General features: G+C 66.4%; 14 protein-coding genes. 7 read left to right on the forward strand and 7 right to left on the reverse strand.

From position 1 onward, the window contains the following. Window positions 1-19: 19 nt before the first annotated feature. The gene (locus WAQ08_RS19605) at window positions 20-2,242 is read right to left on the reverse strand and encodes a putative bifunctional diguanylate cyclase/phosphodiesterase (RefSeq protein ID WP_422194004.1); all 2,223 of its coding nucleotides are present in this window, start codon (window positions 2,240-2,242) and stop codon (window positions 20-22) included. Next, window positions 2,239-6,225, reverse strand: a complete 3,987-nt coding sequence (locus WAQ08_RS19610; protein WP_422194006.1) for a response regulator — start codon at window positions 6,223-6,225, stop codon at window positions 2,239-2,241. The genes WAQ08_RS19605 and WAQ08_RS19610 overlap by 4 nt, the downstream gene beginning before the upstream one ends. Window positions 6,226-6,417: 192 nt before the next feature. Here WAQ08_RS19610 and WAQ08_RS19615 point away from each other — a divergent pair, with 192 nt between their 5' ends. Continuing rightward, a complete protein-coding gene (locus WAQ08_RS19615) occupies window positions 6,418-7,908 on the forward strand; it encodes a sensor histidine kinase (protein ID WP_422194008.1) in 1,491 nt (496 codons plus the stop codon). On the opposite strand, the gene WAQ08_RS19620 is transcribed toward WAQ08_RS19615, so the two are convergent. From WAQ08_RS19620 to apbC, 3 genes are all read right to left on the reverse strand, one after another. Further along, a complete protein-coding gene (locus WAQ08_RS19620; RefSeq protein ID WP_422194009.1) occupies window positions 7,891-8,538 on the reverse strand; it encodes a response regulator in 648 nt (215 codons plus the stop codon). The two genes, WAQ08_RS19615 and WAQ08_RS19620, sit on opposite strands and share 18 nt — an antisense overlap. A 138-nt stretch (window positions 8,539-8,676) precedes the next feature. Further along, window positions 8,677-10,917 (reverse strand): PAS domain-containing protein, encoded by a 2,241-nt coding sequence (locus WAQ08_RS19625; protein ID WP_422194011.1) that lies wholly within the window; start codon window positions 10,915-10,917, stop codon window positions 8,677-8,679. 54 nt (window positions 10,918-10,971) lie between these two features. Continuing rightward, window positions 10,972-12,105, reverse strand: coding sequence for an iron-sulfur cluster carrier protein ApbC (gene apbC / locus WAQ08_RS19630; protein ID WP_422194012.1), 1,134 nt, complete (start codon window positions 12,103-12,105; stop codon window positions 10,972-10,974). Between the two features lie 199 nt (window positions 12,106-12,304). On the opposite strand from apbC, the gene metG reads away from it, so the two are divergent. Beyond that, window positions 12,305-14,407, forward strand: a complete 2,103-nt coding sequence (metG, locus tag WAQ08_RS19635; protein ID WP_422194014.1) for a methionine--tRNA ligase — start codon at window positions 12,305-12,307, stop codon at window positions 14,405-14,407. 55 nt (window positions 14,408-14,462) lie between these two features. Then, entirely contained in the window at window positions 14,463-16,232 is a 1,770-nt protein-coding gene (locus WAQ08_RS19640) for a SulP family inorganic anion transporter (protein WP_422194016.1), read from the forward strand. Between the two features lie 8 nt (window positions 16,233-16,240). Here WAQ08_RS19640 and WAQ08_RS19645 read toward each other — a convergent pair whose 3' ends face one another. Then, window positions 16,241-17,278: a CYTH domain-containing protein gene (locus tag WAQ08_RS19645; RefSeq protein ID WP_422194018.1), complete on the reverse strand. Its 1,038-nt coding sequence runs from the start codon at window positions 17,276-17,278 to the stop codon at window positions 16,241-16,243. 88 nt (window positions 17,279-17,366) lie between these two features. Here WAQ08_RS19645 and WAQ08_RS19650 point away from each other — a divergent pair, with 88 nt between their 5' ends. The 3 genes from WAQ08_RS19650 to WAQ08_RS19660 all read left to right on the forward strand — a co-directional run bounded on the left by WAQ08_RS19650 (window position 17,367) and on the right by WAQ08_RS19660 (window position 19,217). Next, window positions 17,367-18,038, forward strand: a complete 672-nt coding sequence (locus tag WAQ08_RS19650; RefSeq protein WP_422194020.1) for a hypothetical protein — start codon at window positions 17,367-17,369, stop codon at window positions 18,036-18,038. Window positions 18,039-18,114: 76 nt separating this feature from the next. Then, on the forward strand, window positions 18,115-18,324 hold the full coding sequence (locus WAQ08_RS19655; protein ID WP_422194022.1) for a DUF3460 family protein: 210 nt from the start codon (window positions 18,115-18,117) through the stop codon (window positions 18,322-18,324). Between the two features lie 29 nt (window positions 18,325-18,353). Beyond that, window positions 18,354-19,217: a segregation and condensation protein A gene (locus WAQ08_RS19660; RefSeq protein WP_422194023.1), complete on the forward strand. Its 864-nt coding sequence runs from the start codon at window positions 18,354-18,356 to the stop codon at window positions 19,215-19,217. Here the strand turns inward: WAQ08_RS19660 and WAQ08_RS19665 are convergent. Further along, window positions 19,202-20,161: a sterol desaturase family protein gene (locus WAQ08_RS19665; protein WP_422194025.1), complete on the reverse strand. Its 960-nt coding sequence runs from the start codon at window positions 20,159-20,161 to the stop codon at window positions 19,202-19,204. The genes WAQ08_RS19660 and WAQ08_RS19665 overlap by 16 nt on opposite strands. Before the next feature lie 139 nt (window positions 20,162-20,300). Between WAQ08_RS19665 and panB the strand changes: the two genes are divergently transcribed. Next, complete coding sequence (gene panB, locus WAQ08_RS19670) at window positions 20,301-21,131, forward strand: 3-methyl-2-oxobutanoate hydroxymethyltransferase (protein ID WP_422194027.1); 831 nt, start codon at window positions 20,301-20,303, stop codon at window positions 21,129-21,131. The last annotated feature ends 3 nt before the right edge of the window (window positions 21,132-21,134 follow it).

Below are 21,134 nucleotides of genomic sequence, written 5' to 3' on the forward strand. Positions count from 1 at the left end.
GCCACCCGGTCAGCTGGGGTCAACTGGGTTTGCCACCCGCCACCGAACCCAGGGCGCCGAAATCCGTTTCGATGCGTGGCATCGGGCGCTTGTGCAGATCCTGCAGCCATTCGTCGATGTCCTTCGGGGGCATGGGGCGGGCGAACAGGAAGCCCTGGCAGATCTGGCAGCCCAGGTTGTAGAGCACTTCCATCTGCGAGACCTGTTCGACCCCTTCGGCGATGACGCGCAACCCCAGGGCGCGCGCCAGCGCGATGATGGCAGAAACCACCGCCGAGCTCTGTGGCGTAGTACCGAGATCGCGCACGAAGGAGCGATCGATCTTGAGCTCGCTGATGGGCAGCGAGGTCAGGTAGGCCAGCGAGGAGTAGCCCGTGCCGAAGTCATCGATGGAGATCTCGATGCCCAACTGGTTGAGCTTGTGCAGCGAGGGCACGACACCCTGCAGATCCTTCATCAGGCCGGTTTCGGTGATCTCCAGCTCGATGGCGCGGGGGGCCACGCCTTCGGCCTTGAGGATCTGCTCGATGGTGTCGACCAGGTCCGGGCGTTCGAACAGGCGGCTGGGCAGGTTCACGGCGATCGACGAGTCGAAGCCGAACTTGTCCTGCCAGACGCGGGCCTGGCGTGCCGCCTCGGTGATGGCCCACAGGCTCATGTCGTTGATGAGGCCGGTGGCCTCGGCCAGCGGGATGAAGTCACCCGGGGGGATCAGCTTGCCGTCGCGCATCCAGCGCATCAGGGCTTCGGCGCCCACCATCTGGCTGGTGCGCACATCGATCTTGGGCTGGTAGTACAGCACCAGTTCGTTGCGCTCCAGGGCTTTGTGCAGGGCGGTGTCCAGGTCCAGGCGCACGCGACCCTTGCTGGCCAGCTGCGGGTCGTAGAGCATGGACGAGTTGCGGCCGTGGCTCTTGGCCAGGTCCATGGCCACGTCGGCGTGGCGCAGCAGGTCGGCCACCGTCAGGCCGTGGCCCGGGAAGCACGACACGCCCACGCTGGCGGTGATGAAGCACTCCTGGCCGCCGGCCATCATGGGTTCGCGCAGGCTGTCGAGGATCTTGTGGGCCGTGTGCATGGCCTCGCCCTCGTCGCCCACCTCGGGCAGCAGCACCACGAACTCGTCGGCGCCCAGGCGGCCTACGGCCTCCAGGGTGCGGTGGCTGCGGTGGCCGTGCAGGTCCAGGCCGCCTTCCATGACTTGTTCGGAGTGGCGCACGCAGTTGCGCAGGCGGCGCGAGACCTCGATCAACAGTTCATCACCGGCGTGGTGGCCCAGGTTCTCGTTGATCACCTTGAAGCGGTCCAGGCCGATCTGCAGCAGGGCCACGCGGTGGTTGTTGCGCTTGGCATGCTCGATGGCGCGCTCGCTGCGCCAGAAGATCTGGCGGCGGTTGGGCAGGCCGGTGAGCGTGTCGAAGTTGGCCAGGTGCTTGATCTTGTCCTCGGCCATGCGACGGTCGGTCACGTCCTGCACGATGCCGGTGTAGCCGATCAGGTTGGCCAGTTCGTTGAATTCGGGTTCGGCCTCGACGTGCAGCACGCGCAGGCGGCCATCCTGCAAGGTAACCTGGATGTCATTGCACAGCACGGTGCCGTGGTCCAGCACGTCACGCAGGATGCGGCGGAAGGCGGCTTGATCTTCGCGCGGCATCATGCGGATGATCTCGCGCAGGGCCGGGTGATCCTGCGGCCCCATGCCGAACACGCGCAGGCCTTCGAGTGAGAAGGCCAGGCCGCCGCCCTCCTTGCGCCAGTCGAAGCTGCCCATGCGGGCCAGATCCTGGGCGCGGGCCAGCTTGGCCTTGCTGCGTTCCAGCTCATGGCGCGTGCGCGAGGCGCGCAGCAGGTAGCGCAGGCGGCCGGCCAGCAGGCTCCACTGGTTGCACTTGACGAAGAAGTCGGTGGCGCCCACTTCATAGGCGCGGGTGATGGAGGCGTCGTCGTCCAGGCCCGTGAGCATCAGCACCGGGATGGATTCATAGCCGGGCATGTTGCGCAGTTCTGCGCAGGTCTGGAAACCATCCAGGCCAGGCATCACGGCGTCGAGCACGACCACGTCGGGCAGCCAGTCGGAGATGCGCTGGAGCGCGTCCTCGCCGGAGGGGGCCTCCACGATGGAAAACCCCCGCTCGCGCAGCGCGATGGAGGTCAGCAGCAGGTTCACCTCGTCGTCGTCAACGAGCAACACACGCGGTTGTTCCACCACCGTGTCGTCGTCGAATGGCGCGTACAGGCTCATGGCGCGGCCTCCCTCAGCAGGGGCAGGGCGGCAATGACGCGCTTGGCCTCGTCCTGGAGGGCGATGATGAGCGGCCCCAAATCGTCTCCCGTTTGTTCACGAATCACGGTTTCGATTTCGACACAACTGTGTGACAACTTGAGTGCCCCGAGGTTGGCCGACGAAGACTTCATGGTGTGCGCGACGTCCCGGACGGTCTTGAGATCACCCGCACGCCAAGCATCCTCCAGTTGACCAATGTACTTGTCAACCGAGTTGGCGAACATGCGGGTGACCCTGTCGAGCAGGTTGTTGCGGCCATCGGGGTCGAGTTCGATCAGGCGCTGCACGGCCACTTCCTCGAAGACTTCACGCCAGGAGGGCTGGGGCGATGCCGTTGGCTCCGCGGGGGGTGCCACCGTGGCCGGCGCGGGGGCCGGTGCCGGAGCCGGGCGGGTGACGGTGTTCTGCAGCACGCGCACCAACTGCTGCATGCGGAAGGGCTTGGACAGGTAGGCATCGAAGCCCAGGCCCAGGAAGCGCTGCTCGTCACCTTCCAGTGCGTTGGCCGTCACGGCGATCACGGGGGTGGAGGCGGGTGGTGTCGCGAAATTGAAACGTCCCTGCCTCGGGTTGCGAAACAGTTGAAGTGCCTCCACGCCGTCCATGCCTGGCATCTGGATGTCCATAAGTACGACATCGTACACATCCTCGGACAGGCGACGCAGGCCTTCCATGGCCGAATTGGCCAGGTGAACCGTGCATCCTGCACGCGAGAGCATGTGGCTGCAGACCTCCTGGTTGACCAGATTGTCTTCGACCACCAGCACGTTCAGGCGCAGCTGCACCATCTCGGCCGAGGGCGGCATCAGGTCGGCCGACAGGCCCAGGATGGCCTGGCGCAGTTCGGTCTTGCGCAGGGGCTTGGGCACGAAGCGGTCGTAGCCGGAATCCTGTGAGCGGCGCACATCATCGACCGTGGACATGGACGACAGCAGCACCAGCTTGAGCTGCGGGTAGCGTCCGGATTTGCGCAGTTGCTCGGCAAACCCCAGGCCGTCCAGGCGCGGCATGTTCATGTCCACCAGGGCCATGTCCATGTCCAGGTCGGTGGCGGAGTCCAGCAGGATGTCCAGCGCCTCTTGGCCGTCGCGGGCGCAGGTCACGCGCATGCCCCAGGCCGACAGGATGTTCTCCACCACCGTCAGGTTGGTGGCGTTGTCGTCCACCACCAGCATGTGCAGGGCCGGCATGTCGATTTCTTCGAGCATGGCGAAATCGGAGTTCATGTTGGCCACAACCACAGGGATGCGGAAGATGAACTCGGAGCCCACGCCCGGGGCGCTCTGCACTTCGATCTGGCCTTGCATCAGCTCGACCAGTTGCTTGGTGATGGCCAGGCCCAGGCCGGTGCCGCCATAGCGGCGCGCCAGGCCGGCATTGGCCTGCGTGAAGGCGCTGAACAGCTTGGGCGTGTCTTCCGCGGCGATGCCGATGCCGGTGTCGCGTACGCTGAACTCCAGCTCGATGGTCTGGCCGACCAGGTCGGAGGCGGTGCGGCTCAGGTCCGTATCGACGCGGCGCACGTTGACGACCACCTCGCCGCGCTCGGTGAACTTGACGGCGTTGGCCACCAAGTTGGTGATGATCTGTTGCAGGCGCAGCGAATCGGCGTGGATGACAGGCGGCAGTCCGGGCTGGAAGTGCGAGGCGATCTCCAGGCCCTTCTCGTGGGCACGCGGGGCCATCAGCTCCAGCGTGTCGTCCAGCATGGTCTGCAGCGAGAAATCGGCGGGTGCCAGTTCCAGGCGGCCGGCCTCGATCTTCGAGAAGTCGAGGATGTCGTTGATGATCTCCAGCAGCGATTCGCCGGAGCGGAACACCGATTGGGCGTAGCGGCGCTGCTTGTCGCTGAGGTTGGTGCCCATCAGCAGTTCCGTCATGCCCAGGATGGCGTTCATGGGCGTGCGGATCTCATGGCTCATGCTGGCCATGAACTGGCTCTTGGCCTGGCTGGCGCTTTCGGCGGCGTCGCGGGCGCGCTGCAGTTCCAGGGCCTGCTGGTGCTCGTCGGTCACGTCGGAGACCAGGCCGTAGACACGCCATTCGTCGCTGTCCAGGCGGCGGGCGTGGCTGCGGCGGCGCAGCCAGCGCAGGCCGCGCGCGGGGTGCTGGATGCGCAGCACCTGGTCGGTGGGCTGGGGCTCGTCCTGCGGGGCGTCGGTGTCTGGCGCAGTGGGGGCCAGCAGGTGGCGGTCTTCGGGGATGACGAGGCTGTCGAAGAGGCTGGCGTCGCGTTGCAGGGCGTCGGCCGAGATGCCCATCACGGCCTGCGTGCGCGGGCTCAGGTAAACGAAATGCCGGTGATGCTGGGTGGCCACGTACACGCAGTCGTCCATCGATTCGACCAGCTCTCTGAAACGGCGTTCAGACTCTTCCAGGTCGATCCGCGCCTGACGTTGAGCGGTGATGTCCCGGGCGAGGGTGATGAGCAGTCGGGGCTGACCATTGACATGCCGCAATGCGAAATGGCGTGCATTGACCACGAAGCGGCGCTGCGAATTTTGCCATACGAAATCGTGGTCGACCGTCTCGCCAGAGCGGATGGCCTTGCGCATCTGCGGCTCGACCAGGGACAGCACTTCGGGGCCCAGCACCTCGGCCAGCGGGCGCTTGACCACCTGGTCGTGGCGCAGGTCCAGCTCGTACTCGGCGAAGCGGTTGATGGCCGCCACGGTGAGGTCTTCCGGGTCCATCACCATCAGGCTGATGGGCAGGTTGCCCAGCAGGGCCTCCAGGAACTCCTTTTCCTGGGCCTGCTGGAACTCCAGCTGCTTGCGCTTGGTGATGTCGTTGAGCAGGCACACATACTGGTGGCGGCTGCCGCTCTCGTCGAGCATCAGGATGGCGTCGATCTCGCCCCAGTAGCGGGTGATGGCGCCGTGGCTGTTGCGGCTGCTCTCGAACGAGACGCGGAAGGGTGCGGCGTTGCTCATCAGCCCGCGTACCTCGTCGGCCAGGGAGGTGTCGGCCACCTTCTCGGCCAGCAGTTCGGGCAGGGCGCGGCCCAGCACCTGGTCGTCCGGCCAGCCAGTGAGCGCGGCGAACATGGGGTTGATCCACTCGATCAGCCCGTCGCGGTCGAGAAGGGCCACGCCGCTGGTGATGCGCGAGGCCACCAGGCTCAGGCGCCCCAGGTTCTGGGCGTCGTGGGCGATGCGGTTGCGGGTGTTGTCACGCTGGGCCACGAAACCCAGTTGCAGGGTGGCCACCTGCAGCACCACATGCTGGTCGGTGGACAAGGGCAGCGGATCGCAGTATTCCAGCAGGGCCACGGGCCAGTTGTCGACGATCACAGGCACGGCCAGCACACGGCGAGCGGCGCCCTGGCGCCAGGGCGTGGGGGTGTGCTGGGCGGGCACGCTGTCCAGGTCGACCACGTAGGGCTGGCGCAGGATCAGGGCCTGGCCCAGGGGCAGGTCGTCGCGGCGCACGGTGGACATCGCGGCCGGGTCGATGTGATCGTCGTGGTCGCTGCCGGAATCCATCCAGGGACGCAGCAGGGCGGAATCACCATTCCAGCCCTCCACGTGCAGGCACACCCAGGCGCGGGAACCCAGGTGATCATGCAGGAGTTGGCCGACGTCGTTGAGGGCTTGGGGCAGGGATGTGGCCTGCTGGGCCGCCTGTGCGATGTCGCGGGTCAGGTGCAGCCAGCGCTGGGAGGCCGGGCGAATGTCGGGCAAGGTCTGTGGTTGCTCTGCAAACGGGGAGTCCGCCGGAGAGCTCGAGGCCGGACCGGGGAGGGTGCTTCCCTCAAGCAGGGATCGGGCCTGCATGCTGTGACGCACCATGTAGCCCATGCCGGCGGCTGACCAGGCCGCCAGGGCCAGGCCGAAGCCGCTCCAACCCCAGGGCAGGGCCGCCAGCATGCTGGCGATCAACCCCGCGAGGGCGAGCAATGGCAACCATGGTTTTCGCGTCGAATCCTTGACCTGCGACATCGTGTGAATCCACGGATGGGGATTTACCCCTTTACCTCCGATGAACACCGGGCATACTAGACAACTGGTATGCGGAGCCTTGCACTGTACAGGGTTCCAAATGAATGGAACCAGCCGAAGAAACCCCGTCCTGCCCTTCATACAATCAAATTGATGCAGGAATTTCAAACACGACATATGCAAGCCCGCGGCATGCTTGACCACCATCTGGCAGCTCATTGGCTGGCCTTGATTGGCGGGCTGGTGGCTGCCCTCGTCGTGGTGCTTACGGATGCAGCCGGCTGGATGGCTGTGGTATTTCTGCTGCTGGGTGTCGCACCTTTGCTGCTGCACCGCCCGATAAACCGTGTGGCAACGGTGCCGACATATTCCCCATCCAACGTGGCGGGATATTGGCAGGACTGGGTGGCCGGTTGGTATTGGCAAACCGACGCGGAACACCGGCTGGTGTTGCTCAAACCCGATGGTGATGACCAGGATGCCTGGTTGGCGGCGCAGCGCCTGGTGGCCTCTGCCTGCCCCTTGTGGCTGTGCGATGGCCTCGCGCGCGATGACTTGGACGATGCCGGGCGCGTGGCGCTGGCCATGCTGGAGACACGTCTGCGCTCGAAGCTGCCGGTCGATGTCGGCAACCTGCCCTGGCCTTTCTCCAGAGACGGCATGCTCGCAGGGGCCCGGGTGCTGGGCGTGCCGCGTCTGGATGCGCAGGGCGGCTTTGCCGGCTACCACGGTGTCTGGCGGCCGCCACAGTCTGCCGCCCCGGCGGCTGCCAGCCTGGCGCCTGCCAACCAGGCCGGTGTCGTCGACCTGACGGGCTCGTTCACGCCGATGAGCGAGGCCGAGCAGGAGGTGCTGCGCTATGCGCTGTCGCATGACCTGCGCGCGCCCTTGCGCGTGGTCGATGGTTTCGCGCGCATCGTGCAGGAAGACTACGGCCGCCTGCTGGACCGCATCGGCAACGACCACCTGGAGCGCATCCTGACGGCCACGGGCCGCATGAACGGCATGATCGACGCCATCCTGGAGCAGGCCCAGTTGTCCCAGGCGCCGGTGGACCGCTGTCCGATTGACCTGAGCGCGCTGGCACGTGAAGTGGCGGACGAACAACGCGGGGCGCAGCGCTCTGGCTTGGTGGCGCCAGGCGTAGAGGCTCCGGTCGCACCTGTGCAGATCCTGATCGAGCCGGGCATGCATGCCGAGGCTGATCCCCCGCTGGTTCGGCGCGTGCTGGACAACCTGATCGGCAACGCCGTGAAGTACAGCGGCAAGGTCGAACGGCCCCGTGTCGAGGTGGGCCGGGTGTCTGCTACCGATCCCTGCGTGTTCTATGTACGTGACAACGGCGCCGGTTTCGACATGCAGCACGCCGACAAGCTGTTCGGCCTGTTCCAGCGCTTGCACAGCACCAAGGAGTTCCCGGGGGCGGGCGTGGGCCTGGCGGGGGTGCAGAACATCGTGCGCCGCCATGGCGGGCGGGTCTGGGCCGAGGCGGAGCCAGGGCAGGGCGCGTGCTTCTATTTCACGCTGGTGGCGTCGGCATCGGCCTCGTCACTGAGGCCCACGGCGGTGGCGCCCCAGGGCACAGGCAAGGTGCTGCCGCTGACTGATCTGGCTGGTACGCCCCTGCCGCCCACCGCGGAGTTGGGCGCGGCACGCTCAAGCGTGTCAGTGCAGCGGCCCTAGGCCCGACAGCACTTCCTGGGCCTCGAGCAGGCGCTGGCTCAAGGCTTCGAGCGAACGGCCTTCTTGACGGGCCTGGGCCTTGAGGCGGTCCAGCGCGGGCAGGCGCGCCAGCGAATGGCGGTGCATCACGATGCCCACGGCCAGGGCCACGGTATCTTCGAGCGGGTTCAACGCTTCGGGCTGGGTCGCCAGCGCCGGCGCGACAGGCTGGTTGAGCGTGTCGTCCGAGGCTGGGCGCTTGGCAAAGGCGGCCTCCACGGCGGGCACGATCTGCTGGATGTCCAGCGGCTTGACCAGGTAGGTCACGGCGCCCAGCGCCTTGACCTGCTTGATGGTGGCCTCGTCCGAGAAGGCGGACAGGAACATGAAGGGGATCTGGCAGTACTCGCGCAGGTAGGCGGCCACGTCGAAGCCGGTCTTGCCTTCCATGCGGATGTCGAGCAGGGCCAGATCAGGCTTGTGCTGGCGCGCTAGCAGGATGGCGTCGTCGCCGTTGTCGGCGTCAATGACTTCATAGCCGGCCTGCGACAAGCCGTGCGTCACGGTGGCGAGCACCAGACGGTCATCGTCAACCACCAGAACCTTGCCCTTGACGGGCGCGCCATCGGGCGCAGTCGTCGTCGCATTCATGATGTCGGGTCGCTGCCCGGGAACTGGTGGTGACGCATTCAGCAGCCAGGTGACCGCTGTTCTTCCATGCCAACCGCCATCCGGATTCTTATGAATTTATGGTGAATGGTTCGTGCCCGATTCAGGCACGCAAGTTCCCTATTGTGGCCAAAGTGCGAACTGTTGACCAGCGGGTTCACCTAAGTTCGGGGGATAGGGCGACAGGCTGATGCCCGGCGGCGTCAGTTGCAGGCGGGTCAGCACCTGGGCACCGTCCTGCTGGATCTGGATGGTGGAGCTGCGCCGGGGCAGCAGGGCGCGCACCAGGCCCAGGCCCGAGACACCACCCCGGATGCGGTCCATCGTGAAGCCTTCCGGCACGTGGCCGCGGTTGCGGATGCTGATCGTCACGCCCTGCTCGTCGCTGCTCATGCCGCAGGCGATGGGGCTGCCCTTGTCGCTGTGCTTGTGGGCGTTGGTCAACAACTCGTTCAGGCTCAGGGCGATGGGGATGGACTCGGCCTCGGGCAACTGCCAGTCGTTGACCTGGGGGCCTTCCAGCGTGAGGGCGATCGGGTGGCCGAAGGTTTTCTGCACGGACGAGGCGATGGCCTCGACCACGCTGTGCAGCCGCAAGGGGCCGCCGGCGCCCACCTGCAGGCCGTAGACCTGGGCGATGGCCTGCACCTGGCCGACCACCTCGGAGATGGCCGGGGCCACCTCGGGCTTGCGCTGGGCGATCTGCTGCAGCAGGCCGGCCACGCCCTGCAGGTTGTTCTTGATGCGGTGGTGCACCTCGCGCACCAGCATTTCGCGCTGGGCGATGGCGGCGTCCAGCCGGGCCTTTTCGGCGGCGCGCTGCTCGGTGATGTCCGAGGAGACCACCAGCAACTGGTCGGCGGCCTGGTCGTCGCTGCCCAGGGGCAGGTAGTTCACGTCCCAGATCTGGAATGGGCCCTTGCCGTTGCCATTGCCCACCTTGTGCTCGCGGTGCACGGGGGCGTTGGCGTCCAGGGCGGATTGCATCTCCTCGCGCATCTGGCGGGCGCGGGCTTCGGGGAACAGGGTCTCGGGCGGCTCGCCCACGGCCTGAAGGGGGTCGCGTTGCAGGAACCCGGCGGCGGCCTTGTTGGCCTGCAACACGCGCAGCGAGGAGGCCTCCAGCAGGCTGATGGCCATGGGTGCCATCTCGATGATGCGCTTGAGGGTGGCTTGCGCCTCGGCCGAGCGGGCCTCGGCCTGGCGGCGGCGGTCGATGTCGAGCAGGGCGTAGGTGGTCTGGCGCTGGTTGAACTCGCCCAAGGTGACCACGGCGTTGCCCACCACCCAGAAGATGCGGCCGTCACGCCCCATGACCTGGCACTCGAAGGTGTGCGACTGGCCGTCGAGCAGGTCGTCCAGGTACTCGGTCATCCGGAAGGGGTGGTCCAGATCGGTGGTGGCCACGGTGGACAGCGGCTGCCCCACGAAATCGCGCAGGTCGCCGCCGAACATGCGCCGCGCCGAGCGGTTCATCCAGGAGATGCCGTTGGCGTCGAGCGTGACGATGCCGACGAAGACGGAATCGAGGATGGCGCGCGTGCGGTCGGCCTGCAGGGCCAGGTCGCGCCCCATGGCTTCCAACTGGGCCTTCTGGGTGCGGATGCGGGTGATGTCCGACAGCACGGCGATGGCTTCGAGCGGCCCGCCAGCGCTGCCGATCCGCTTGATCGAGAGGGCATACCACATGGTCGGCTTGCCGGGCACATCGATCTCGAGCTCGCTCTCGTACTGGGGCTCGCGCTGCAGGCGCGCCACCGATTCGGATGCGACGCGTTTGATGCGCGGATCGTGGCTGAGCAGGGCTTCGAGCTGCTGGCCGGTCAGGGTACCGGGCTCGACGCCCAGCATGCGCTCGAAGCGTCGGTTGCAGCGCACCAGGGTGTCGGCGCGCAGGTAGGCGATGCCGGCGGGCGAGCTTTCCAGGATGGTGGTGAGCTCGTGCAGGAGGGGTTCGGTGTCCAGGGCCGGGTGCGGCTGGGCGGTGACATCCCCCGTGGTGCTGGGCGTGGCGCTCCAGGCGATGCACAGCAGCTTGCGCTCGCCCCCGGGCGCAGGCGATGTCGCCGCGTGCACCTTGCCCATCAGCACACAGGGCACCAGGTCGTCGCGTGTCACATGCACCCGGGTCGGGAAGGCGCCTTCGCCGGGGCGCAGGCCCAGCAGGCCCAGGGGCGTATCCCAGCCTGTGAGCTGCTGGATGTGGGGGGCGGTGGTGGCCAGGTGCTGGCCTGGTGTGGGCGTGCGTTCCACCAGGGTGGCGAACGCGTGGTTGTGCCGCAGCCAGCGGCCCTGCTCATCGAACTCGGCGAGGGCCGAGGGGACCAGGTCAAACCAGTCGTCAGAAGGGTTCAGGTCCATGAGGCAACGCAATGCGAGGGGTGTGGGTGTTGGAGCCGCCAGCCGCGGCCAGGTTCAACTCTGGGGAGGTGCGGGCGGCTGGATCACCTGCACGCCCGGCAGCTTGGAGGAGTAATCCTTGGGCAGCAGGGACACCAGCGCGGCGGCGCGGCGGGCGATGTCGCGGTACAGTTCTGCGGCGCGGCTGGTCGGATCGGACACCAGCGTGGGCTGGCCTGAATCGGCCTGCTCGCGGATTTTCAGATCCAGCGGCAACGAGCCCAGCAGCTTGACGCCGCCTTCATCGGCCAGGCGCTGGCCGCCGTGCTCGCCGAAGATGTGGGCCTCGTGGCCGCACTGCGGGCAGTGGTAGACGGCCATGTTCTCGACCACGCCCAGCACGGGCACGCTGACCTTCTCGAACATGCGCAGGCCCTTGCGGGCGTCGAGCAGGGCGATGTCCTGCGGCGTGGTCACGACCACGGCGGCCGTGAGCGGCGCGCGCTGGCTGAGCGTGAGGTGGATGTCGCCAGTGCCGGGGGGCATGTCGACGATCAGGTAATCCAGCGGCTGGCCGGGCTCACCCCAGTTGGACAGGCGCAGCAGTTGGTCAAGCGCCTGGGTGGCCATGGGGCCGCGCCAGATGGTGGGGGCCTGGTCGGCCACCAGCAGGCCGATGGACATCATCTGGATGCCGTGGTTGACTGGCGGGGTGATGGTCTTGCCGTCGGGGCTGTCCGGTTTGCCGGACAAGCCCAGCATCAGGGGCTGGCTGGGGCCGTAGATGTCGGCGTCAAGCATGCCCACGCGAGCGCCCTCAGCGGCCAGGGCCAGCGCCAGATTGACGGCGGTGGTGCTCTTGCCCACGCCGCCCTTGCCGGAGGCCACGGCCACCAGATTCTTTACGCCGGGCAGCACCGTCATGCCGCGCGGCACGGCATGGGTGATCACCTTCAGTTGCCAATTCACGGTCACCTCGGTGATGCCGGCCACGCCCTGGAGCGCCTGCGCCACCAGCGCGGTGTAGGCCGGCCACTGGCTGCGCGCCGGATAGCCCAGGGCGATGTCCAGCACCGCCTTGGCGCCATCGACCACGAGGTTCTGAAGCTGGCGTGTCGACACCCAATCCTTGCCGGTCAGGGGATCGGTCACGGTCTTGAGGGCGTCGACCAGGGCGGTTTCGGCGGCGGTGCGGGGGGGAAAGCTCATGCGGGGATCTGGCGACGGGAAAACAGCGGACAGCGCGGGGTCGGTGCGGGCGTGACACAAGGGCGACAGGGTTGGTGCAGGGCCAACATGGCATTGGCGCCCGGGCTCCCAGTCTAGCGCCCTAAAATGGGAAGGGTTTCCCACACGTGGCCCTGGCATGCGCATGCGTTGCCTGGCGGCCACCCACCACCGCTCCACCATGCCACGCCAGCTTTTCGTCACCACCGCGCTGCCCTACGCCAATGGCCACTTCCACATTGGCCACATCATGGAATACATCCAGGCCGACATCTGGGTGCGTTTCCAGCGCATGCAGGGCAACCAGGTGCATTTCGTGGGCGCGGACGATGCACACGGCGCGCCGATCATGATCGCGGCCGAGAAGGCCGGCAAGACACCGCAGCAGTTCGTGGCTGACATCGCCGCGGGCCGCAAGCCGTACCTCGATGGTTTTCACATCAGCTTCGACCATTGGTCCAGCACGGACAGCCCCGAGAACCACGCGCTCTCCAAGGAGATCTACCTCGCGCTGCGCGCCGCCGGCCTGATCGCCGTCAAGCCCGTCGAGCAGTTCTTCGACCCCGAGAAGGGCATGTTCCTGCCCGACCGCTTCATCAAGGGCGAGTGTCCCAAGTGCGGCGCGAAGGACCAGTACGGCGATTCGTGCGAGGTCTGCGGGGCGGTGTATGCGCCCACCGAGCTGAAGAACCCGTTCTCGGCGCTGAGCGGCGCCACGCCGGTCATGAAGACCAGCGACCACTACTTCTTCAAGCTGTCCGATCCGCGCTGCGGCGAGTTCCTGCAGACCTGGACGCAGGACGGCAAGCTCCAGCCCGAGGTTGCCAACAAGATCAAGGAATGGTTCACCAAGGACGAGAACGGCGAAGGCGGCCTGGGCGACTGGGACATCAGCCGCGATGCGCCGTACTTCGGCATCGAGATCCCCGAGGCGCCGGGCAAGTACTTCTACGTGTGGCTGGACGCGCCCATCGGCTACCTGGCCTCGCTCAAGAGCTACTTCGCCTCGGGCGGGCCCAAGGCGCGCTACGGCGAGCAGCGCGGCTTCGAGGAGTTCATTGCCGACCCGGGGGTCGAGCAGGTGCACTTCATCGGCAAGGACATCACCTACTTCCACACCCTGTTCTGGCCGGCCATGCTGCATTTCAGCGGCCGCAAGCTGCCTTCGCAGGTGAATGTGCATGGCCACCTGACCGTGGGCGGCGAGAAGATGAGCAAGAGCCGTGGCACCGGCCTTGATCCGATCAAGTACCTCAAGCTCGGCATGAACGCCGAGTGGCTGCGCTACTACATCGCCGCCAAGCTGAGCGCGCGCAACGAAGATCTTGACTTCAACCCCGAGGACTTCATCGCCCGTGTCAACAGCGACCTGGTCGGCAAGTACATCAACATCGCCAGCCGCGCCGCGGGTTTCTTGAGCAAGCGCTTCCAGGGCCGCCTGTGCCAGGTGGGTGGCACGCGCGAGGAAACGCCCGAAACCATCCAGGCGCAGGAGATGCTGCATGCGCTGCAGGCCCGGCAGGGCGCCATCGTCGAGCTGTACGAGCAGCGCGACTACGGCAAGGCGCTGCGCGAGATCATGCTGCTGGCCGATCGCATCAACGAGTACGTGGATGCCAACAAGCCCTGGGAGCTGGCCAAGCAGGAAGGCCAGGATGCCCGCCTGCACGAGGTCTGCTCGGTGTGCATTGAGGCCTTCCGCATCCTGACGATCTACCTCAAGCCCGTGCTGCCTTCGCTGGCCGAGCAGGTCGAGGCCTTCCTCAACGTGCCGCCGATGTCCATGGCCAAGAGCCAGGAGCTGCTGGGCGTGCACACCATCGGCGACTACAAGCACCTGATGCAGCGCGTGGACGCGAAGATGCTCGAAGCCTTGCTTGAGAAGCCGGAGCCCGTGGCCGCGGTGGTCGAGGCCGTCAAGCCCGGCGGCGAGGATATCGCCCCCACGATCACCATCGACGATTTCACCAAGATCGACCTGCGCATCGCCAAGATCGTCAACGCCGAGCACGTGGAAGGCAGCACCAAGCTGCTGCGCCTGACGCTGGACGTGGGCGAGGGCCGCACGCGCAATGTGTTCTCCGGCATCAAGGAGGCCTACCAGCCCGAAGACCTGATCGGCAAGCACACCGTGATGGTGGCCAACCTGGCACCACGCAAGATGAAGTTCGGCGTGAGCGAGGGCATGGTGCTGGCGGCTTCGCATGCCGATGAAAAGGGGATCCCCGGCATCTATGTGCTGGAGCCCGTGGCGGGCGCGCAACCCGGCATGCGTGTACGGTGATATGACGCTGATGGTGCGTTGATCTGGCGCGGGGCTTGCTGCAAGATCACTGACCATGAGCAGTGCCCACCTGCCGCCCCACGATGAGGGGCCCTCAGCCCACCCGGCAAGGCCAAACCCGGCGGCCGGCTGGCTGAGCCGCCTTGATCTGGCACCCTTTCGCCCGCGCCTGATCGATTCGATCAAGGACTACAATCGCGGGCGCTTCTTCGTGGACCTGGGCGCCGGCCTTACCGTGGGCATTGTGGCGCTGCCGCTGGCCATGGCGTTTGCCATAGCCTCCGGTGTCAAACCCGAGGCGGGGTTGTTCACGGCCATCATCGCGGGCTTCCTGATATCGGCCTTGGGCGGCTCGAACGTACAGATCGGTGGGCCAGCAGGCGCCTTCATCGTCATCGTCTACGGCATCGTCGAGCAGCACGGGCTGGCCAACCTGCTCATCTCCACCGTGCTGGCCGGCGGGCTCATGTTCCTGCTGGGGCTGTTCAAGCTGGGCGTGCTGGTGCGCTACATCCCGGTCAGCATCGTGATCGGCTTCACCAACGGCATCGCGGTGCTGATCGCGCTGTCGCAGCTCAAAGACCTGTTCGGCATGATGCCGGCCCACATGCCGGCGGATTTTGTCGGCCAGATACGCACGCTGTGGGCGCACCAGCACCAGTTCAACGTGTTCGCCTTCGGGCTGGGCGCGGCCACGCTGGCGCTGCTGTTCATCTGGCCCAGGTTGTTCACATCCACCCGGCTGGTGGCCGCCTCACCCAAGCTTGAGCGCTCGCTGAAGGTAGCGTCGCGCATGCCGGGCCCCATCGTGGCGCTGGTGCTGCTGGGCGGGCTCACCGCGCTGCTGGAGTTGCCGGTACAGACCATTGGCAGCAAGTTCGGTGGCATCCCGCAATCCTTGCCGGCCTTCGAGTTGCCAGCCTTCACCTGGGATGGCGTGCGCCAGCTCTTCATGCCGACGGTGACCATCGCGCTGCTGGGGGCCATCGAATCCCTGCTGTGCGCCCGGGTGGCCGACAACATGGCCGACCACCCCCGCCATGATCCGAACCAGGAACTGATGGCCCAGGGCGTGGCCAATGTGGTGACGCCGTTTTTCGGCGGGATTCCGGCCACGGGCACCATCGCGCGCACCGTCACCAACGTGCGTGCCGGCGCCACCAGCCCGGTGGCCGGCATCGTGCACGCGCTGGCGCTGCTGCTGATCGTGCTGGTGGCGGCGCCCCTGGCGGTGCACGTGCCGCTGCCGGTGCTGGCCGGCATCCTGTTGTTCGTGGCGTGGAACATGGGCGAATGGCATGAGTTCGCCCGCCTGCGCCAGTTCAACTTCACCTACCGCACCATCCTGGTCGGCACCTTCGTGCTGACGGTGATCTTCGACCTGACGGTGGCGGTGGAGGTAGGGCTGGTGCTGGCCTGCGTGTTCTTCATCTACCGCATGAGCACGCTGTTCCGTGTGGAGGCCGTGGCGCCGCCCACGGAAGGCTGGCCTGCGGGCACCCAGGTCTACCAGTTGTACGGGGCGCTGTTCTTCGGCGCCGTCGGCAAGGTGGAGGCCCTGGCGGAACAACTGCCCGCCAGCAACTGTGTGCTGGTGCTGGACCTGCAGCGCCTGGTGGCCATGGACACCTCGGGGCTGGATGCCTTGCTGCAACTGCGCCGGCAGCTTGAGCGGCATGGGCAGACCTTGCTGCTGTGCCGGGTCAACGAGCAGCCGCTGGGCCTGATCCGCCGCAGCGGCCACGATGCCCGCTTCGGACAGGCCAATGTGCTGCCCACGGTGGACATGGCGCTGGTGCGTGCGGCAGAGATCGCCCGCGCCTGACAGGCCTCTCAGCGGCGGATCGCTGTCAGCAGGTCCAGGCCCCAGTGCGTGACGCTGGCGCTGCAGGCCAGGGCCTGTGCCGATGTGGCATCGGGCTGATCACTTTGCAGTTGGGTAAGTTCGGACAGGATCTGGCGGGTGGCTTCCCAGACCTTCGAGGGCAGCGCTTCGCGAACTAACTCATGCCGGTCGGCCAGCAAGAGCAGGTTGGCCGTGGCGTCGCGCCAGGTGCTGAGTGCCTCGGGCCAGCCTGGCCGGCCGGCAGCCACTTCGCTCCAGTTGCCTGCCGATGCGTCCAGGGCTGCCGAGAGGATCTGGGCCGTGTCCAACTTGTCGCCTGAAAGATCAGTCGAGAGCCAGGTGCCCAGCGTGTGCGCGACAGGCCGAGCACCTGCCGTCTGGCCGCTGCGATCTGCCTGGGCCAGGCGGGTGCCCCGGTAGGCCTTGGATTGCACGTCCAGCCACACACCGTACTTGTCCACCCAGTGGCGTGCCGTGTCGATGACGGCCTCGGCCCTGCCTTCGGTCAGTTCGATCTCAAGTTCGTGCAAGGGTTCGCGCAATGCGCCGGCCTGCACTTCGCCAATGTCCACGCAGACGATGACCTGCCCCCGAGGGTGGGACTGCTGGCAGGACCAGCGCTCGAAGCGGGTTTCGTACACGGCCTTCAGCCCCAACTCATCCGCGGTGGCAGCACCAAGATCGACCCGTGCCCAGGCACGAGCCAGGGCCTGGCGGACAGCTTCGGACGTGTGCAGCGCCAGATCGGGCTTGAGGCGGCCATCCAGGGGCGCATTGGCCGGCTGGTTGTCTTCCACGCGCGTCATGGCGTCCCGGCCGGCGGCCTTGAAGGTCTGGACCCAGTCTGCACCCTCGCGCCGTACGCGCAACGCCATCTTGTGGCCGGCAAGGCGGCTGTCGGCGGTGTCGAAGTAGGCGGCCTGCAGAGCCAGTGGCTCGATGCTGGCCCCGGCGCTGGCCACTGCCTCGCGCACGGTGCTCGCCTTCGAGGCCGGAATCTGGAACTTCAGTTCGATTTCTTGCATGCCCCGCATTGTGGGACTGCCCCGGCCTTTGCAATTGGAAACACTGCGGTATCCTTGTCTGAACAGGGTTGAACCAACGAGAGACATCGTGAGTTTTCTGAACGATCTGAAAAAGCAGGCGGATCAACTCAGGGCCGGGCAGGGCGTGGACCTGGTTGCGCAGCAGGCGCGCATACAGGCCACCGAGCAGGTCTGCCAGATGACCTTCAAATACTGGGTGGATCTGTGCAGCCAGCTGGATGTGCTGCAGCCTTTGGCGCGTGGGCGGTACGTGTTCGACAGCAAGGCGGCTTTTGACGGCTGCCGCCTCACATCGTTCAGGCCGGACATCCGAAAACGGACCTTGCATGGCCTGCAGGTCACGGACCATGTCGCCTTGAATTGCGACATCCGCACCGGCCAGGCGGTCAGCCTGACCAAGGATTTCATCACGGACATCGAGAAACTGGAGCGCCGCCTGCTGCAAGGCTCGGTGCAATGCTCGCCCCGGCAGGTGCGTGATCCGGACACCAACAAGTTGATCGAGGTGCGCTACGAGTTCGTGGCCGACATGCAGGCCGGTGTGCGGCTCAAGCCGAACTACGACGAGGCCAGCGTGCAGTTCACCATCGACAACCTGGAGGGGCTTGGCCGCTGGGTCATCGCCTTCCCGGCGGCTGACGTGAACGTACCCCTGCTAGAAGAGCTGGCCAAATGGCTGGCGGGGCAGCCCAACGAATTCGCCCGTCGCGGCAAGGTGCTCGAACTGCGCGAATGCTGACGCGATGGCAGGCAGACACCAGCGGGCGGAGCCGCTAAAATGGGAGCCCCTTGCCCCACCCGAGCGATTTTTCACCATGCCGCTGTTCTGGAAACCCTACAAGTCCGACGCCACCCAGTTCATCGAGAGCCTGAAGCAGCGCGACCCCCAGCTGGAAGATCGTCAGCGCCAGGGCCGCAACCTGCTGTGGGACAAGGATCTGGACCGCCAGGAGCAGGCCGAGTGGCGTGATGCCCGCGTGGAGCAGCCCTCCTATGTCTACTTCTCCTGGAAGCCCAAGGCCTGAGGCCGCCAGGCCCAGGTGGGTTGCCGCGCATGAACGATGCCGTGCTGGCGCCGGATGGCGGCGACGCACCTGCGGCTGCACTGGACGACAAGGGCCAGCCTGACGTGGTCGACCACGTCGCCGTGGCCCGGCTCTATGGTGAGCCGCTGTTCGCCCTGCCCACCGACCTGTACATCCCGCCCGATGCGCTCGAGGTCTTCCTCGAGACCTTCGAAGGCCCGCTGGATCTGCTGCTCTACCTGATCCGCAAGCAGAACTTCAACATCCTGGACATTCCGCTGGCGGATGTCACGCGGCAGTACCTGGCCTACGTGGACCAGATCCGCAAGAGCAACCTCGAACTTGCGTCCGAATACCTCTTGATGGCAGCGATGCTTATCGAGATCAAGTCGCGGATGCTGCTGCCCCCGAAGAAGACGGAAGAGGGCCAGGAGCCCGAGGATCCGCGCGCCGAACTGGTGCGCCGCCTGATCGAGTATGAGCAGATGAAGCTGGCCGCGGCCAAGCTGGACCGCGTGCCGCTGCTGGGCCGCGATTTTCTGCGCGTGCACGTGCACAACGACCCCACGGTGCGCGTGCGCCATCCCGATGTGGCCCTCGACGAACTGCGCGAAGCCTGGGTCGACATCCTCAAGCGCGCCAAGCTGCATACCCACCACACCATCACGCGCGAAGAGCTCTCCGTGCGCGAGCACATGGGCATCGTGCTGCGCACCCTGCAGGGCAAGCGCTTTGTCGAGTTCGAGCACCTGTTCGATCCTACGCGCGGGCCGCAGGTGCTGGTGGTCACCTTCATCGCCATGCTGGAGCTGGCCCGCGAGCGCCTGCTCGAAGTCACGCAGGCCGAGGCTTTCGCCCCCATCTACGTGCGCCTGGCCTACCAGCCGGCGTGAACCGGCCAGTCCTCCACATCGTCAGCCTGCACCGTGGCAGGCGCCATCAGGCGCGTCAGGGACCAGCTGGGGTGGCGCTCGGTGATGGGGCGTTGCCATTCCGGCGGCGCCCAGAGGTGCTTGAGCCGGGCTTCCAGAGGGCCAGCGCGGCAGACGTCGCGGATCAGGTCGGCCCATTCGTGGAAGACCATCACCAGCGTGCTGCGCGTGTACACCTGCCGCACGATGCCGTAATCACAGGGCTCGATCTCCGGCACGAAGGTGCCGAACATCTTGTCCCAGATGATGAAAATGCCGCCGTAGTTGCGGTCGATGTACTGCGGGTTGCGCGCGTGGTGCACCCGGTGGTGCGAGGGCGTGTTGAACACCGCCTCGACCATGTCCGGCAGGCGCCCGATGGCCTGCGTGTGCACGAAGAACTGGAAGGCCAGGCTCACGCCCACGCACAGGATCACGTGCCCGGGCTGAAAGCCCAGCCAGGCCAGCGGAAGCCAGAACAGCCACACGCCCGACAGCGGATGCGTGGGGCTGTGCCGCAGGGCGGTTGACAGGTTCAGCGTCTGGCTGGAATGGTGCGTCACATGGTTGGCCCACAGCCAGCGCACGCGGTGGCTGGCACGGTGCATCCCGTAGTGGCAGAGATCCTGCACCAGCAGTAGCCCGAGCAGTGACCAGACGGTGACGGGGATGTCCATCAGCCGGTGCTCGTGGACCACATAGAACAGGCCCGTCAGCAGTGTCCAGGCGAAGCCGTCGGCCAGGGCATGGCTCAGGCCGAGCGCGAGGTTGGCGGAGGTGTCCTCTTCGGTATAGCGCTGGCCTGTTTCAGCGTGGCGTGACAACCACCGAGCCTCCACCAGCATGCACAGTGCGAACACAGGGCCCATCAGGAGCAGGAAAACCTTCTCCAGTCCCAGGCCCGTGATCGCGTCTATCCATTGCATGTCCGGCATTGTTGGCCCCCTGGCTCGGGAGGGGTTCCCGGGCTTTCCCGTGATTTTTCTGCGACAAGTGTTCAGCCGGCCTAGAATCGCGCCACTTCTGGCGGCGTCTGGCGCCGCATGCTGAGGACAAGAGACATCCATGACGACCCCCACTGCCACGCCCGCTGAACGCCGTCCGATGACGCTGCACCGCCTGCGCGAGATGCATGCCAAGGGCGAGAAGATCACCATGCTCACGGCCTACGACGCCATGTTCGCCAGGTTGATGGACGAATGCGGCGTGGACACCATCCTGGTGGGCGATTCGCTGGGCATGCTGGTGCAGGGCCATACCAGCACCGTGCCCGTCTCGCTGGATGAGATGGTCTATCACACGCGCTGCGTTGCGCGCGGCAACCGCCATGCCTGGCTGGTGTCCGATCTGCCCTTCGGCAGCTACCAGGAGGGCAAGGAGCAGGCCCTGCGCTCGTGCGTGGCCCTGATGCAGGCCGGCGCGCAGATGATCAAGCTCGAAGGCGGCGGCTGGACACCCGAGACGGTGCACTTCCTGACCGAGCGCGGCATTCCGGTCTGCGCACACTTGGGCCTCACGCCACAGACCGTGCACGCGCTGGGCGGGTTCCGCATCCAGGGCCGTGACCAGGCCGGTGCCGACACCCTGCGTCGCCATGCGTCCGAACTGGCCCAGGCCGGCGCCGCGATGATGGTGCTGGAGCTGATGCCCTCGGCCGTGGCCAGCCAGGTGCAGGCCGACAACCCCGGCGTGATGACCATCGGCATCGGCGCCGGTGCAGGTACGGCCGGCCAGGTGCTGGTGCTGCACGACATGCTCCACGTCACACGCGGCAAGCTGCCCCGTTTCGCGCGCAACTTCATGGCCGAAGGCGGCTCGATCGAGGATGGCATCCGCCGCTTCGTGACCGAAGTGAAGGGCGGGCGCTTCCCCGACGAAGCCCTCCACGGCTATTGAGTC

The organism is Aquabacterium sp., assembly GCF_049274795.1.
GTDB lineage: Bacteria > Pseudomonadota > Gammaproteobacteria > Burkholderiales > Burkholderiaceae_C > Aquabacterium.

What these genes read in the sequence shown, in the direction of transcription:
- WAQ08_RS19605 (WP_422194004.1), bottom strand. Translation starts at nt 2,242, where the DNA reads ATGAGCCTGTACGCGCCATTCGACGACGACACGGTGGTGGAACAACCG.
- WAQ08_RS19610 (WP_422194006.1), bottom strand. Translation starts at nt 6,225, where the DNA reads ATGTCGCAGGTCAAGGATTCGACGCGAAAACCATGGTTGCCATTGCTC.
- WAQ08_RS19615 (WP_422194008.1), top strand. Translation starts at nt 6,418, where the DNA reads ATGCTTGACCACCATCTGGCAGCTCATTGGCTGGCCTTGATTGGCGGG.
- WAQ08_RS19620 (WP_422194009.1), bottom strand. Translation starts at nt 8,538, where the DNA reads ATGAATGCGACGACGACTGCGCCCGATGGCGCGCCCGTCAAGGGCAAG.
- WAQ08_RS19625 (WP_422194011.1), bottom strand. Translation starts at nt 10,917, where the DNA reads ATGGACCTGAACCCTTCTGACGACTGGTTTGACCTGGTCCCCTCGGCC.
- apbC (WP_422194012.1), bottom strand. Translation starts at nt 12,105, where the DNA reads ATGAGCTTTCCCCCCCGCACCGCCGCCGAAACCGCCCTGGTCGACGCC.
- metG (WP_422194014.1), top strand. Translation starts at nt 12,305, where the DNA reads ATGCCACGCCAGCTTTTCGTCACCACCGCGCTGCCCTACGCCAATGGC.
- WAQ08_RS19640 (WP_422194016.1), top strand. Translation starts at nt 14,463, where the DNA reads ATGAGCAGTGCCCACCTGCCGCCCCACGATGAGGGGCCCTCAGCCCAC.
- WAQ08_RS19645 (WP_422194018.1), bottom strand. Translation starts at nt 17,278, where the DNA reads ATGCAAGAAATCGAACTGAAGTTCCAGATTCCGGCCTCGAAGGCGAGC.
- WAQ08_RS19655 (WP_422194022.1), top strand. Translation starts at nt 18,115, where the DNA reads ATGCCGCTGTTCTGGAAACCCTACAAGTCCGACGCCACCCAGTTCATC.
- WAQ08_RS19660 (WP_422194023.1), top strand. Translation starts at nt 18,354, where the DNA reads ATGAACGATGCCGTGCTGGCGCCGGATGGCGGCGACGCACCTGCGGCT.
- WAQ08_RS19665 (WP_422194025.1), bottom strand. Translation starts at nt 20,161, where the DNA reads ATGCAATGGATAGACGCGATCACGGGCCTGGGACTGGAGAAGGTTTTC.
- panB (WP_422194027.1), top strand. Translation starts at nt 20,301, where the DNA reads ATGACGACCCCCACTGCCACGCCCGCTGAACGCCGTCCGATGACGCTG.